The organism is Dysgonomonas mossii (genome assembly GCF_004569505.1).
GTDB lineage: Bacteria > Bacteroidota > Bacteroidia > Bacteroidales > Dysgonomonadaceae > Dysgonomonas.
Map to the genome: position 1 here is coordinate 17,058 of NZ_SPPK01000004.1, position 17,013 is coordinate 34,070.

10 protein-coding genes are annotated in these 17,013 nt (G+C 37.9%); 1 reads left to right on the forward strand and 9 read right to left on the reverse strand.

Annotation, left to right across the window (positions count from 1 at the left end; translation table 11 throughout):
- Positions 1-159 precede the first annotated feature (159 nt).
- Positions 160-8,865: a GH36-type glycosyl hydrolase domain-containing protein gene (locus tag E4T88_RS12225; RefSeq protein WP_135105823.1), complete on the forward strand. Its 8,706-nt coding sequence runs from the start codon at positions 160-162 to the stop codon at positions 8,863-8,865.
- 79 nt (positions 8,866-8,944) lie between these two features.
- Here the strand turns inward: E4T88_RS12225 and E4T88_RS12230 are convergent, their stop codons facing one another.
- From E4T88_RS12230 to E4T88_RS12270, 9 genes are all read right to left on the reverse strand, one after another.
- Entirely contained in the window at positions 8,945-9,505 is a 561-nt protein-coding gene (locus E4T88_RS12230) for a helix-turn-helix domain-containing protein (protein WP_135105824.1), read from the reverse strand.
- Positions 9,506-9,659: 154 nt separating this feature from the next.
- Positions 9,660-9,968: an RNA-binding regulator gene (rbp, locus tag E4T88_RS12235; protein ID WP_135105827.1), complete on the reverse strand. Its 309-nt coding sequence runs from the start codon at positions 9,966-9,968 to the stop codon at positions 9,660-9,662.
- A gap of 151 nt (positions 9,969-10,119) precedes the next feature.
- The gene (locus E4T88_RS12240) at positions 10,120-10,359 is read right to left on the reverse strand and encodes a hypothetical protein (protein ID WP_135105829.1); all 240 of its coding nucleotides are present in this window, start codon (positions 10,357-10,359) and stop codon (positions 10,120-10,122) included.
- Positions 10,360-10,417: 58 nt separating this feature from the next.
- On the reverse strand, positions 10,418-11,464 hold the full coding sequence (locus E4T88_RS12245; protein ID WP_135105831.1) for a GTP pyrophosphokinase: 1,047 nt from the start codon (positions 11,462-11,464) through the stop codon (positions 10,418-10,420).
- Complete coding sequence (locus E4T88_RS12250; protein ID WP_135105833.1) at positions 11,457-12,551, reverse strand: NAD(P)H-dependent flavin oxidoreductase; 1,095 nt, start codon at positions 12,549-12,551, stop codon at positions 11,457-11,459. Before E4T88_RS12250 ends, E4T88_RS12245 begins: the two co-directional genes overlap by 8 nt.
- A 1,114-nt stretch (positions 12,552-13,665) precedes the next feature.
- Positions 13,666-14,163 carry a cupin domain-containing protein gene (locus E4T88_RS12255; RefSeq protein WP_135105835.1) on the reverse strand — a complete coding sequence of 166 codons (498 nt, stop codon included), beginning with the start codon at positions 14,161-14,163 and terminating at the stop codon, positions 13,666-13,668.
- 46 nt (positions 14,164-14,209) lie between these two features.
- On the reverse strand, positions 14,210-15,193 hold the full coding sequence (locus tag E4T88_RS12260; protein ID WP_135105837.1) for an aldo/keto reductase: 984 nt from the start codon (positions 15,191-15,193) through the stop codon (positions 14,210-14,212).
- Between the two features lie 23 nt (positions 15,194-15,216).
- Positions 15,217-16,230: an alpha/beta hydrolase gene (locus tag E4T88_RS12265; RefSeq protein WP_228093908.1), complete on the reverse strand. Its 1,014-nt coding sequence runs from the start codon at positions 16,228-16,230 to the stop codon at positions 15,217-15,219.
- Positions 16,231-16,279: 49 nt separating this feature from the next.
- Entirely contained in the window at positions 16,280-17,005 is a 726-nt protein-coding gene (locus tag E4T88_RS12270; RefSeq protein ID WP_135105841.1) for a carboxymuconolactone decarboxylase family protein, read from the reverse strand.
- Between the last annotated feature and the right edge of the window lie 8 nt (positions 17,006-17,013).

Consider the following 17,013-nt stretch of genomic DNA (forward strand, 5'->3'; position numbering starts at 1 on the left):
TCGAAAATATATTACATAATTAAAACTATAAGTTACATAATTAATAGTTTCAACACTTTTGATGACTTTACCTAAGAATTATGTAACTTATTGAAGATATTATGTAACACAAACACCCATAAATCAGCATACCTTTTAAAATAAACAGAAGAAACAAATATGTTAGATTTTAGAAGTTATAAGAAATTCCAAAACAAAGTCAATAATAAACCTTTTTACGGTGAATTGTTTAATACAGAACAGTTGGCAGAGTATTCGAAAGCACTTGGAGAGGATCATCAGGCAACAGGGAGTACACAGAGTAATTATCTGCGAGAGCAATTAGATTATAATGATGGTGTTCTGTACGATTTCAATAATGAAATGTTAACAAGTAGCAATCGAAGTTATGTAACTCCCGCTATCGAATGGATGATCGACAATTTTTATTTAATTGAAGAGCATATTTTATTAGCCCGACATCACTACCCCAAGGAGTATAACCAAGAACTTCCTTGTCTCTTAAAAGGTGAATATAAAGGGATACCCCGTATATATTCTTCAGTCATAGAACTCATCTCCCATACAGATTCTCAGATTGATATAGAATCGCTTTCTGCTTTTTATAAGACATACCAAATAAAATCTGCCCTCAAGATAGGAGAGTTATGGGCAATTCCTATTATGTTACGGTTGGCGTTAATCGAAAATTTGCAACGTATTGCAACTCGATTACAGTTAAATACGAAACATCGAGATACAGCAAAACTGTGGGTCGACAAGTTGGAAGATACCGCTCTCAAAAAGCCCTCCAAATTGATTGAGATAGTAGCTGATATGTCCCATTCCGATATCCCGACATCCGGTTCTTTTGTATCGGAATTCAGTCAACGGTTATCGTCTCAAAATTCGACATTACAGATAGCCCGGAATTGGCTTGAACAAAAACTGGCGGAGGACGGGCTTTTTATAGACGAACTGATCTATCAGGAAAATCAAAATCAGGCAGCAAATCAATTATCTGTTAGTCATATCATAAATAGTCTCCGGTTTATAAATACAACCGACTGGAAAATATTTGTTGAAAAACAAAGTATTGTAGAGCAAATCTTACTTAAAGATCCCTCCGGAACTTATGGATCTATGGATTTTAATACTCGTGACCATTATAGACATATTATAGAATCATTAGCACAAAACAGCCTTAGATCAGAGATTGAAATCGCTCAATCTGCAATTACATTAACCCAATTGTATAAAGATACAGGCACACGACAAGCTCATGTAGGCTATTTTTTAATAGGTGATGGAAAATATTTACTCGAAAAAGAAATTGATGTAAAAAAGACTGTCTCGACAAGAATAAAAAATGTATTAAGAGGTGCTCCCTTAGCTGTTTATGCCGGATCTATAGCTGTATTATCTCTACTAGGATTTATCCTATTTGTTTCTGTCTTTCAATCTAAAGAAATATCAATAACACATTGGCATTTCATAATTTTATCATTTCTCTTTCTTATTTTCATTAGCCAGTTTGCAGTATTCTTCGTCAATTGGATAATTACACTTTTTGCAAAACCGGATATTCTACCTCGGCTCGATTTTTCCAAATCGATACCGATCCAATACCGTACAATGGTTGTTATCCCAACCATCATTTCGAATGAAGAAAATATTGATAGTCTTATCTCCCAATTGGAACTTCATTATCTATCGAATAGAAATACCAACCTTCATTTTGGATTATTGACAGACTTTCCAGATGCTCCTAACGAGAAAGAGGCCTCCGATGATCTCTTGCTCAACCGGGCACGTTTAGGGATTGAAAATCTCAATAAAAAGTACAGGATTGATAACGGCACTTTGTTCTATCTATTTCACCGTCCCCGTCAACGGAATCCGAAAGAAAAAACATGGATGGGATATGAGCGAAAAAGAGGTAAGCTAATGGAATTTAATTCATTACTAAGAGGAACGGAAAACAACTGCTTCTCACGCATTGAAGAAGAACTGTCTATATTGCTAAGCTTTAAGTATGTGATAACCTTAGATGCAGACACACAATTATCGCCCGACACTGCTCATAAGCTGATAGGAACAATGGCTCACCCGCTGAATCAGGCAGAACTTGATGTGAAACGCAATGTTGTAATTCGGGGTTATGGTATTCTTCAACCTCGCGTTTCGTCCAATCTTGTCAGCAGTCAATGTTCCCCTTTCTCACGCTTGTTTACAGGCGACTCGGGTATTGATATTTACACACAAACTGTATCCGATGTTTATCAAGATGTGTTTCACGAAGGTTCTTATATGGGTAAAGGTATTTATGATGTAGATGCTTTTGAAACCAGCTTAAACAACCGTTTTCCTGAGAACAAAATACTTAGCCATGATTTGTTGGAATCATCCTATATACGTTCCGGACTTGTTAGTGATATAGAAGTTTCCGAATCATTTCCTTCGGGTTATAATATGGATGCAAACCGTCGTTTTCGCTGGATACGGGGCGACTGGCAAATCTTACAATGGATATTGCCTTGCATTCCTAATTCGGGTAAAGGTTTTTCCCGAAATCCTATTTCGAGTTTAAGCAAATGGAAAATACTTGATAATTTACGTCGAAGTATAGTCTCGCCTGCAACATTGTTATTTTTGATCGGATTTACAACATTGTTTCCTCAAAAACTTTGGGCAGGTCTATTGTTGATTCTTCTCATTACCGCTCTTCCTTTTGTATTGGAGAATATAACCAACTCTTTACGCAAAGCAAAGGACCAATCGTGGAAACTCCATTTATGGGAGGTCTTAGAAAAGAGCATGCATCAATTTAAACAGGTTTTATTTGCATTCGTTGTTCTTCCATACGAAGCCTATCTATGTGTAAAAGCAATTATTGTCACTCTTTGGCGGCTCACTATATCTCATAAACATCTGATGCAATGGCAAACCTCTGCCGATGTAGAGAAAAAAGCAGTTAATACGCTATCGGGATTCTATAATAGAATGTGGTTTTCGCCGGTAATGGCTATCTTCTGCGGAATATCGTTAGGTATGTACAACCCTATCATGCTATACGTTTCTCCGTTTTTATTTATATGGATAATTGCTCCATATATCGCTTGGCGCGCAAGTTGTCCCACAAGCCCCAAAATATCTCACATAACAGATGGACAAGATCTTTTACTACACCGTATAGCCCGTAAAACCTGGCATTTTTTCGAGATATTTGTTAATGAAAAGGAGAACTGGTTAGCACCCGACAATTTTCAGGAGACACCCAATCCTGCTATTGCTTCCCGGACTTCTCCTACCAATATTGGTCTGTCGTTATTAGCCAATTTATCCGCCTTTGATTTAGGATACCTGACAGCCGGAAAGCTTGTAGAACGAACAACGTTGACTTTCGATACAATGACAAAACTGCAAAAACACAGGGGGCATCTGTATAATTGGTATAATACCGAAACACTTGAGCCAATGCTTCCGTTGTATGTATCGAGTGTAGATAGTGGTAATCTGGCAGGACATTTGCTTACACTTGCTCAAGGGCTAAGGGAATTGGAAGAAGATAATATTTACAAGCCTGTTATTTTCGAAGGGATGCTTGACACTGTACAGACAATGAGAAGCATTGACTGCAAAAATAAGGCTTTGATTCTATTCGAAAAGGAATTGTTTAAACCTTTGCCCGAGACTTTAACCGCCGCGTTTGCCCTTTTAAAATCGGCAGAACAACAAATCGAACAGATCAATAATACTTTATCATCCGACGATGCCATACTAAACTCATGGGGTGCGGTATTAAAGAAAAACTGTAAAGAGTATGTTGACGAAATGCTTTTTCTTGCCCCTTGGCTTGCCATATCACTTCCTGTTCCTGTTGAAAGATCGGGAGAAAGTATTGAAGATGTACAGATGAATCATATAATCTCTGCACTGGAAGCTTTAGATTATGTGCCTACGTTAACACAAATAGCCAATTTAGAAGCTACCGGTATTTGTTCACAAATTCAATCTGTATTAGACCAATTCTCTGGCAAAGAGAATCTATTTGCTGATAGAGAAATAAAATGCTTTACACAATGGCAGGCTTGCCTGAAAAACGCAATAAAGAATGCAAAACAAAGAATACAAATTCTCAATGTTCTAGCACAGCAAAGTGATAGTTTTGCCAAAATGGATTTTGCCTTTTTATATGATCCAATAAAGAAGTTATTCTCGATCGGATATAATGTCATCGAACAACGGATGGATCAAGGTTCGTACGATATGCTAGCTTCCGAAGCACGCTTGTGTAGTTATGTAGCCATAGCTCAAGGACAAATTCCGTTAGAGCATTGGTTTTCGCTGAGCAGATTACTGATTTTTTCGCAGGGCAAACCTATATTAGTTTCATGGAGTGGCTCTATGTTCGAATATCTGATGCCACTGCTGGTTATGCCAAATTATGAGCAAACATTGCTCGATCAAACCTACAAAGGAGTCATCTATGAACAAATCGAATACGGTAAAAAATTCGGTATCCCTTGGGGAATTTCAGAATCAGGATTAAATCGTACCGATACTCAATTCAATTATCAATATAAAGCTTTCGGAATACCAAGTTTGGGATTGAAGCGAGGTTTGTCAAAAGACTTGGTGATTGCACCTTATGCCACTCTTCTGGCTCTGATGGTTAATTCGCGAAAAGCGTGCGAAAATTTGGAACGGCTTACCGATGATGGCTTTGAAGGCTTGTATGGTTATTATGAGGCTGTTGATTATACACCGTCTCATCTGCCGTTAAATGCAACAAGCATAGCTGTTCATTCCTATATGGCACATCATCAAGGTATGGGACTTGTATCGATATCCAACATAATGAAAGGAAATAAGATGCAGGAGCGTTTTATGTCTTGCCCGATGATTAAGGCTTTTGAACCTCTGTTACAGGAGAAAAATCCTCATAATATAAAGATCGATGTTATATCGGATGATTCTAAGTTTGAGATTGAAGGAATTAATCCACTGTTATCCAATAGTGTATATTACACTCGAGTTTTTGACAATAAAAACATACCGCCTGAAGTTAACTTCTTGTCTAACGGACGTTATCAGATAATGATAAATAACGGTGGCGGAGGCTATAGTCGATGGAATAATTTAGCAGTCACCCGTTGGCGTGAAGATGCAACGGCAGGTTGTCATGGCTTGTTTGTTTATTTGTGCGATGTTGATACAGGAGAATACTGGTCGATCGGGAACCAACCGATACCAAGTTCTTCTGATGATTATAGCGTAAAATTCACTCAGGCTTATGCCGAATTTAAACAACAACATTCTAAATTGGAAGTAAGAACAACCATATGTGTTTCACCCGAGGATGATATGGAACTGAGGCGAATAACCTTAACCAACCATACCAATAAGCCCCGGAGAGTAGAGCTGACTACATACAGCGAAGTGGTTATATCATCGCAAGATGCTGATGAAGCACACCTTGCTTTCAATAACTTATTTGTACAAACCAAATTCAATGCAGCAGCCTCGGCCATATTGTGTACCCGGCGTCCCCGTTCGCAGGAAGAAACACCACCATACTTACTGCATTTGCTTTTATCCGGGCAAGATCAGGAAAATGACGTTTCATGCGAAACAGACAGGGCTTCTTTTATTGGTCGTGGACATTCATTGGCAAGGCCTTTGGCAATGAGGCAATCCGGAACCTTATCAAACAGCGAGGGTTCTGTTCTTGACCCCTGTATTGCATTGCGACGGTCGATCATTATTCCAGCCCGAAAGAGTGTAAAAGTATATGTGCTACTTGGCATGTCCGACACGCATCAGGGGGCATTGTCCCTATCGGATAAATACCAGAACATCCGTATGACCGATCGTGCTTTCGAATTGGCATGGACTCACAGTCAGGTGGTTCTTTATCAACTTAATATTACCGAGACCGAAGCTCAGGTTTTTGCTAAAATGGCAGGAGCTTTGGTTTATGCTAACCCTTTGTTCAGGACAGATCCGAATATCCTAAAAAACAACAGACGCGGACAAAACGGATTGTGGAGTTATGGTATTTCTGGTGATATTCCGTTAGTGTTATTGCGAATAAAGGATATAACAAATATAGAGCTGGTACGTCAATTGGTTTTGGCACATGCTTACTGGCGAATGAAGGGGTTAATAGTTGATCTTGTTATATTGAATGAAGACACATCGGTGTATCGCCAATCATTGTATGATGAGATAATAAACCTGATACATAGTGGCGTAGATGCTACGTTTTTAGAAAAGCAAGGTGGCATTTATGTTCGACGGATAGAGCATATGCCACATGAAGATATATTGCTTCTTCAGTCCGTTGCCCGAATTGTAATAGATGATGAGCAAGGGACATTATTCGACCAAATGGAAGGGAAGTTAACTACAGATGTTCAGACTTCGATATTAAAACCAACACGTACTGTAAACACAACAGTAGAAACTGAATTAGCTCAGCGTAATTTAATTTTCTCTAATGGTTTTGGAGGATTTACGCCCGATGGGCAGGAGTATGTTATTACATTAAAACCGGGAGAATCGACACCCGCTCCTTGGTGTAATGTATTGGCAAATGAACATTTTGGAACGGTGGTATCTGAAAGCGGTAGCGCTTATACCTGGGGCGAAAATGCACATGAGTTCCGTATTACACCTTGGCATAACGATACAATTCTGGACTCATCGGGTGAAGCCTTTTATATTCGCGACGAAGAAACCGGACAGTATTGGTCTCCAACACCATATCCTGCAAGAGGAAATACCCCTTATGTTACTCGACATGGTTTTGGCTATACTGTCTTTGAGCATACTGAAAATGGAATAAAATCAGAACTGTGGATGTATGTGGCTTTGGACACATCTATAAAATTCACAATCTTAAAAATAAAGAATATCTCCAATCGTCCGCGGAACTTATCTGTTACCGGCTATTATGAATGGGCGTTGGCAGAGAAAAAATCCAAAAGTCTTTTACATACTCAGACGGAGGTCGATATAGAAACAGGGGTGCTTTTTGCTCATAATTTCTATAACTCAGATTTCGCAGGAAAGATTGCTTTTATAGATGTCAATGAGACCCGAACGGTGACAGGCGATCGAAAAGAATTTATTGGGCAAAATGGAAGTTTATCTGATCCTGAAGCGATGAAGCATACTCGTCTATCAGGAAAAACAGGAGCAGGCATGGATGCTTGTGGAGTCATTCAAGTTATTTTTAATTTAGCAGAGGGGAAAACTAAAGAGACTCGTTTCAAGTTAGGATTTGCTCAGAATAAAGAGGAGATGAAGCAATTAGTCCGCCGTTATCGACAAATAGGATCTTCACAACAAACATTAGATAGTGTTCGCAACTATTGGAATCAAACACTTGGTGGAATCAAAGTAGACACTCCTGATTCTTCGGTCAATGTAATGGCTAACGGTTGGTTACTTTATCAAACGTTGAGTAGCCGTATTTGGGCACGTTCGGGATTCTACCAATCGGGAGGAGCTTATGGTTTCCGCGACCAGTTACAGGACGTAATGGCTCTGGTTCATGTTGAACCCGATATAACCCGGAAGCAAATACCTCGTGCAGCCGCGCATCAATTTACCGAAGGCGATGTGCAACATTGGTGGCATCCTCCGATGGATAGAGGTGTACGAACCCATTTTTCGGACGATTATTTGTGGTTGCCTTATGTTGCATGTCAATATATTTCGACTGTTGGGGATAATGAGATTTTAGACGAAGTCGTATCGTTTATCGAAGGCCGGGAGCTACGGGCAGACGAAGAATCATATTACGATCAGCCCAATCATTCAGCCCAATCTGCATCTCTTTATGAACATTGCGTGAGGAGTATTAAGTATGGTCTTAAATTTGGCATACACGGCTTACCTCTCATGGGATGTGGCGATTGGAACGATGGTATGAATCTGGTTGGAAAAGAAGGAAAAGGCGAGAGTGTTTGGCTCGGTTTCTTTTTGTATGATGTATTAGCCAAGTTTTCGGATGTGGCAAGGCTTCTTAATGATGAATCTTTTGCTCAGTATTGTGTAGATCAAGCAAAAGAATTGCAAAAAAACATCAGGTTACATGCTTGGGATGGCAAATGGTATCGTCGAGCCTTTTTTGATGACGGTAGTCCTCTCGGTTCTGTTTTGAATGAAGAATGCCGGATTGATTCCATTGCTCAAAGTTGGTCGGTAATTAGTGGTGCAGGAGATAAGGAGCGTTCGGCAATGGCCATGAAGCAAGTTGATATGCAGCTAGTCGAAAGAGAGGCCAAACTCATCCGATTGTTTACACCTTCATTTGATAAATCATCTCTAAATCCGGGTTATATAAAAGGGTATATTCCGGGAGTCCGTGAAAACGGAGGGCAATATACTCACGCAGCCATCTGGACAGCGTTGGCTTTTGCCATGATGGGAGAAACAGATAAAGCATGGGAGCTTTTCGATTTACTGAATCCGGTACAACATGGGGCTACAGCGGCAGCTATTGCCATTTACAAAGTTGAGCCTTATGTGGTAGCTGCCGATGTGTACACAAATCCTCAGCATCTCGGAAGAGGCGGCTGGACATGGTATACAGGTTCGGCATCGTGGATCTATCGGCTGTTAATGGAAGCATTGCTAGGCATCAATCGTGTGGGAGATAAACTACATCTAACACCTCATCTGAAAAAAGAATGGGATAGTTACAAAATACATTATCGTTTTCAAGAGACTGTTTATCTCATCACATTCAATCGCATCAAAGACTCTGCAATAGAACCTTATCTTGTTTTAGATGGGCAGAAACAAGATAATTTAAACACTTTATGTATGAAAAATGATTATGAAGAACATTTTGTTGAGGTTTGGATTAGGTAGTAAGATATGAAATTGTATAGCCTCAATAAAATAGAAAAAACTTCCTCAAAAGGTCAAATTAAAGCCTTTGGAGGAGGTTTTACAAGTTTTCTATATTATTCCGGCGTTTATTCTTAAGGTTTTTATAAAAAGTAGGAGTCAATCCTGTCACTTTTTTAAGTTGATTGGACAAGTGAGCGACACTGCTATAATGTAATTTGTAGGAAATTTCGGTAAGGTTCAATTCATCATAAAGAATTAATTCTTTTACCTTTTCTATTTTATGTATAATAATAAAATGTTCAATAGTAACACCTTCTGCTTCCGAAAATAAATTGGCTAAATAAGTGTAGTTATTATTTAATTTTTCGCTCAGATAATCAGAAAAATTGACTTTTAGTTCTTCTCTAGCGTGATGTATCAGTTCTATAATTATAGTTTTTATCTGTTCTATTTGGATTGCCTTTTTATCATCCATCAATTTAAGTCCCGATTTCAATAGTATTGTTCGAAGCTGCTCTTGTTGGTCAATTGAAATTTTCTCTATAGTTTCTATTACCCCCAACCGAACACTGGAATATTTGATCCCAATTTCCTCAAGATTGGATTTCACCATCATTATGCAACGACGACTAACCATATATTTGACATATATCTTCATTGGAGTGTTTATTTGACTGTAATATACTGATTTATTTAGGGCTGTTTGAAGATGAAGTATCTAGAAGATATCATTCAATTATATTCTAAACAAGTACAGAAAACGGGTAAGTATAATTACTTACCCGTTTGATATTATAGATCAATTCGTTTGATTAGTAACGATTTCCATTGTAGCCACCATTTCCACCACGGTTGTTGTAACCTCCGCTAGCTCTATCTGTTTTAGGGCGAGCAATAGTTGCAGTGATCGTCTTGCCTTCATAATCAGCATCATTTAACTCATTAATAGCTTTTTGACCTTCTGCATCATTAGGCATTTCAACAAAGCCGAATCCACGGGATTTTCCGGTTTCTCTGTCTGTAATAATCTTAGTAGATTCTACTTCGCCATAGGCTGTAAATAATTCCTGTAAACTCTCGCTTGTTGTGCTAAAGTTTAGATTCGATACGTAAATGTTCATTCTTTTTATTATTAATTATTATTGGACATCCTTATTGATTAGACGGCTCCTTACAGCATTCATCATGCCTCTTGGACCACATTCCAAATTGAATGTTACCATGTTTATTTCTAAAATATCTTTGTTTATATAGGAATAGCTGTTCTGTGATTTATATTTTTGATTTATGCAATCTGATATATTTATCCACTCGGGCATCTATTTCCTCCTGGGACAAATGGGCCGGGAGTTCGATTGTTGTCCTGTCGCTAATTATGACATGGATAACAGACCCATTTTTTTCCTTTACATTTTTCAATACAGATTCAGCCTGCTGGGTGGCTGAAGTCCTTTCAGAGCGGGTTATCTCGCCCTCTTTCCTGTTTATCGAAGAGCTTTGTCTTGTTGCCATTTTTGTTTTGATTTGCCTTATTTATTTTTACATATACGAAAGTCTTGTTCAATAGCTATCATTTCATCTGTTTTTCAGAAACCATATCTTTATATATTTGAGCTATTCGCAATAAGCGGGATGAACGATCACTTTCAGTGATAACAGAATGATCTTCAAGTATAGTTGTAAACTTTTTTCTTAATAGAACTAATAACAAGAGGTCTGAAGATGTTTTATCTATTGTTATATTTATCATTCTTCTTGCTATATATTGGGACAGTTTGTCATATTCATATTTTGCAACATCAATCAGAGTTTCGTCTTTATTAAGAAGCTCGGAGATAATTGTTTCAGGAGAATCCAATTTTGAATTTAAAAACTCATCATATAACAGTCCCGCATTATTCGCAAATAATTCCCCTAGATTCAGGTGTTCTCCCATCCTCACGGCAAAATCATGTACATCGACAAACTCACCTTCCTGAAGTTTCAATCTTTCATTTGTAGCTTCCAATAACCGTCGAATAGTTATATCTCCCGATTTTGTTATAAGACCTAACTGATCGATCAAAAGCTTTTCATCTTTTGATAAATTTCCTGTTCGCGGCTTATATTGCAAGTCATGTTCAATTTCATTATATACATGCGACAACAGGCTGCAAACCTGAATTTCGCATGTTGTATTTTTTAAATTGAAATTGTCTGTCAGATATTCGGAAGGTAAAGCTACCTGACAGTGAGTCGCTTTATAGTATTTGCCATTATCGCCATTCATGTCTTTAACTTCAATTCTGATTTCATCATTACCCTTGCCAATAAAAGTTCGCCGAATCTCCTCTACGACTTTCGGCCTGTCTGTTTCCTGGTAAGTTATAATGCGAACGCCAGCAAGGTCACTAATTCCTTCAAATACACTATTTACAGTTTGGTATTTGCCGCTTTTCCTTAATTTCTCGGCCAGACTTGTCGGACTTTTAGCTCTGTGTTGAACAGTAGCTCTGACAGTCAGATTCTTTTCGACTATGATCTGGCATATATCAAAAACTATATCGGACAGCTTTTTATAACGATCATATTCTCTGATGTATCTTTTGACGGTTTCTTCTATCAAATTATCATCCATGAGGTAGAACTATTGCTGATAATGCTACTTTTTCTGCTATAGCAAATTCTTCTTTCAATTTGCACACAACTTCTTTAACGCTACTTATTCTCTGAGCCAGATGAGCATTTATTCCGGCAAAAGCATATCCTTTTTTCATATCGCCTTTAGCCGCATTAAATAATGCTTTCATTATACAATAGGGACTCTTAGTATAATCGCAGGTTTTTATACAATGTACAGGACAGTTTTTAGGAACTTCTAATCCTTCGGCAACACGTTTGAGAAACTCTCCTTTAATGGCACGCCCGGGCATCCCTACGGGGCTGTTGATTATCATTAAGTCGTCTTCTTTAGCTGTAAGATAAACCTGTTTGAAGGCTTCTGAAGCATCGCATTCGTCTGTAGCAACAAATATTGTTCCCATTTGTACAGCAGATGCCCCCATTTCTATAAAACGGTACATATCTCCTCCTGAGGATATCCCTCCTGCGGCAATAACCGAGATCGTTTTTATTTCTTTATATAATGAGACTGTTTCTATAACCTCGGGAATTATCTGTTCCAGAGAATACAGGTTATCATCAATTTGCTCTTTTTTGAATCCTAAATGCCCTCCTGCTTTCGGGCCTTCTACAACTATTGCATCAGGTAGGTAACCATAATTATTATACCATTTCTCACAGATTATTTTTGAGGCCCGGGCGGAAGAAACGATCGGGACTAACTTGGTTTTACTATCCACCGTCCGATAAGATGGTAGATCCAACGGTAGTCCTGCTCCGGCAAATATGATATCCGCTTTTTCTTCAATGGCGGTACGCGCCATATCTGCAAAATTGGATAAAGCCACCATTATATTGACTCCTATTATGCCGGTTGTTTTTTCTCTGGCTAAACGCAACTCTTCTTTTAGCCCCCAGATACTGCTCTTAATAAAACTTCCGTGACCTTTATGGATAAGTCCCAAACCGGCACACGATATAACTCCTATCCCTCCTTCATTGGCTACCGCTGATGCTAAACCGGACAAAGATACGCCGACACCCATTCCACCTTGGATAACCGGAAGTTTAACTTCCATGTTCCCGATAAAAAATGATTTCATCTTATTTACAAAAATGTGTCACGACAAAAGCATTACACATTCTCGTAACTGATTAATACCATAAACAAGAAAGTTGATTTTGTTATCGATTTTGACGATGGGAAGATCCGCTAGCAGAGGCGGAGCAAATCATTGTGAAGAAAAGATACAATAAAAAACCAGATTGCTCAATATGTGAAGATACGGAAATAAATCGACTTATTTGTTGTTTTACAATATCTTATTAAAATATTCCTTATATAGCTTTATTAGTAACTTTAGCATAAACATTGGTATGCTCGTTCATTTTGGCAATACTCTCAACCTGAATCTCACCGAAAACAATAAAATTCCGGAATAATAAGGGATCATATGAAAGGATATATTCTTATGAAAGCCCAAAGAGACACGCAGAATACCTATTGAAGAAATCATGATTGTATAGAAAAGCTTATTCATATACAACAGAATTCTTATCTATAGGTTTCAACAACTATTCAATGATAATTAGAAAAAAAACACAGAAAAACAAACATTAGTATAAAGCATTTTCTATCTTTACGAAAGATAAGTCGCTCTTTGTATAGTGAGGAAATTAAGCATATCTAAGAACCAAGCTGGCTTCAAAATCGTTACCTGTCAACAAAAATATCTTTGTTACTTGCTTATTTTCAGACAGAAAGAATAATTCCGATGTCTTGCGACATGAAAAAAACACAAGAAAAGGCATATACGCAAATCGTAACACTTCAATAGGTAACAGACTTGAAACTAGCAAATTTACTTAGATCTAGGAAGTTTGTAAAATTTGAATCTAAGCAAATCTTGGACAGACTTCAGTTACCAAATCAAGATAGGTAACAAGATGCAAATAGACGAACTTGTTATGTTTTGATCTTCTTACAATTAGCTCCTATTTACCATCTGAGCGAGAATTATTGAATTGTTTGCAAACAATAGACCTATAATAACTAATAACAAAAATTTAGTTCTCATATATTTCTTCCTGTTCTATGAGCTTTTTCAACTTCATGACCTGCTTATTCTGCTCCACGAATAAACTGATTGCACAAGTAATCGGAATTACCTCCCCTACGAGGACTGGATGAAATAACCAATATTTTTTTAGGCGTATTTATTCTTTGAAATTATTATATTCTTCGTCTGTAACAGCTTCATACCAAACAGTTGAGCCATTTTCTCGTCCTGTAATTGCTACTTGAATAAACTCGCCATCAGGACTCGCACCATGCCAATGTGGAATATTATGTGGACACTTAACAGCATCCCCCTTATGTATGATTTCTATTGGCTTTCCTTTCTCCTGATAATAGCCGACACCATCAATAGCCAATATTATTTGTCCTGCTGGATGAGAGTGCCAAAATGTTCTACTTCCAGGTTCGAAGGTGACGCTTCCTACTGAATTCTGATTAGTATCATCAGAATCGATCAAAGAGTACAACCATGCATTACCTGTAAAGGATGTATTCGGGAGCTTTTCTCCTTTTTTAAAGACTAGACCTCTTTCTACTTGTTTGCTATCTGATCTCTGTTTTTTGCATTCTGAACCACTACAAGAACTCAACAGTATTGTGACTAATGTTAATAACGCAATGTGTATTTTCTTCATAATTGTTTGATGTATTATTTCACCATCATCAGATGGCAAATTCTATTTATAAACCTGTTGTTCGCTCCAACTCTTCAGGATAGCGATCTTTAGTTAAAGTGATTTTAGAGCTTAACATATCAATTTCTTGCAATTCTTTTGATGTTAATTCAATATCAACACTATTCAGATTTTCTTGCAAGCGGTCCAATTTAGTTGTTCCCGGAATGGGAGCAATCCATGATTTCTGAGCCAACAGCCATGCTAAAGCTATTTGTGCAGGAGTTGCATTTTTTTCTTGTGCTATTTTTGCTAATAAATCGACTATGGCTCGATTGGTTGTAAGAGCTTCTTGTGTGAAACGTGGAAGTATACTCCTAAAATCATTCTTACCGAAAGTTGAATTACTTGTTAAAGTTCCTGTCAGATATCCTTTTCCTAAAGGACTAAAAGGAACTAAACCTATACCCAATTCCTCTAGTGTAGGAATCAATTCTTCTTCCGGTTGTCTCCACCATAACGAATATTCGCTCTGAACAGCAGTAACAGGTTGTTCTGTATGGGCACGGCGTATTGTATTTACTCCTGCTTCTGATAGACCAAAGTGTTTGACTTTACCCTCTTTTATCAAGTCCTTTACTGTACCTGCAACATCTTCAATTGGTACATTGGGATCTACACGATGTTGATAAAGTAGATCGATATAATCAGTTCTCAATCTTTTCAAAGATTCTTCTACAACTTTGCGTATTTGCTCGGGACGACTATTGGTTCCAGCTTGCTTACCATCAACAATCTTGAATCCGAATTTAGTTGCCAATACTACTTTTTCCCGGAAGGAGGATATTGCCTCTCCAACCAATTCTTCATTCGTATATGGTCCATAAATCTCTGCTGTGTCAAAGAATGTCTCGCCCATCTCATAAGCAGAATGAATCAACGAAATCATTTCATTCTTGTCCGGTAGCGGATCATAAGCAAAGCTCATACCCATACATCCAAGACCGATTGCCGACACCTCTAAATTATTACCTAACTTTCTTGTCTTCATTTTATTCTGTATTACTATTGTTCTTATTTCAAATTATTACCGAAGAAATCAACTAACTTATTTACAATCTGATTCACATATTCAGACTTCCAATACGTCTGTATATGGGTAGCTCCCTCTACTAAAAACAGTTCTTTAGTTTTGGCATTTGCTGCATTCTTGAATACTTCATCTGTCATATATCTTGTATCGGCTTTACTTCCCGCAATCATCAATAGGGGTTGGTTTATCAGATCCATATTGGTGTTTGCATCAAAAGTCATTAAGTCGATGAGGCTACTCATGGTGTATCTGAAAGTCGAATTTGGATGAGCGTTCGTTCTGTAATAGTAAATGAATCCTTCTCTATATAAATCGGTAGGTATTTTAGCTATTTCTTCGTCCGAGGGATTAGTCGTGCCTGTATATAAGATTTCTCCACCTGCGGTTTCTTGACCGCGAGCGTCCGATGCTTGTTGTAATCGTTCTTGAATTGTAGCTAATTGAGAGTTCTGAAAACCATTGCGTCTTACTTCGCCTGAATTAAACATACTGAGTGTTGCAACAGCCTTAAAACGTTTGTCACCCTGTGCCGCTTTTAGTGTATATCCGCCGCCACCACAGATACCTAAGATACCGATGCGATTTACGTCAACTCCCGGATATTGACCGATATAGTCAGCCATGCCATGAATATCTTCGATGCGGTTTGCAGGTTTGTCTACATTACGAGGTTCTCCACCGCTAGCTCCCTGATAAGCAGCATCGGCCGCTATGGTTATATAACCAGCTTCAGCCAAACGTTGAGCATACAACCCTGTGGTTTGTTCTTTTACTCCACCGTTAGGGTGAGCTAACACTATTGCTGGGTATTTTTGTGTACTGCTATAATTGGCAGGAGTGTACACATTAGCCGCAATATCAATTCCATTCAATTTGTAACTAATGGAATGAATATTTACTTTTCCATTTACGTTTTCAGTTATTGCATTTTCATAAACCAAACCAAATGGATTATTCGGATTAGTTTGAGCTGAAGATATTATACTTACTGTCATAAGGGTTGTTATTAAAATTGATTTTATTATTTTCATAAGAGTTTGATTGTTAATTCAGGTTTCTATTTTTAAGTATATCTGCTAATATTTGTCTTGCCGAGCCTGTATCTTCCTCCGACACATACTTCTCTATTATACTCAACACTTGCTGTAACTGATCAGGAGTTATTCCTACATTCAAGCAAAGATTCATATGAGAGTTTAACATGGGTTCTACACCTCCAATACTTATAAGCACTGAAACGGTTACCATTTCTCGCTGAGAGTAGGTCAACACATCCCGCTCAAAAATATCGGCAAAGAGATGTTCTTTCAAGAATGTCTCTATCTCGGGACTAAAAGCAGCATAACCCGTTTGCGGTCTTCCCTCTACTTTCACTCCTGTAAGTTCAGTTAGTATCTCTTTACCCCGCTCATACTTGTCACGGGTATCTGTTATGGGAGTTGTTTCACGTCCCCAATTATCGTTAATACCCTTGGCTTTGCGTTCGTCCAAAACAGTTATCAATGTTTGCAACCCTCGCAAGCTCCTCGGAAATCCGCTATATGCATAGATATGAACCAAAACTTCTTTGACTTCATTGACTGTCAATCCGGCATCAAGTCCTGCATTTAATTCCGTTTTTAATTTATCTAATTTGCCTTTGGCTGCAAATGCTGATATGATAACTATCTTTTCTTGTTTTTGATCTAATATATTATCCTGTGCATTTATATTACCTGATATTCCCAATAATACTAGGATTATCATTACGCATAAATTATACTTCTTCATTGTCTCTG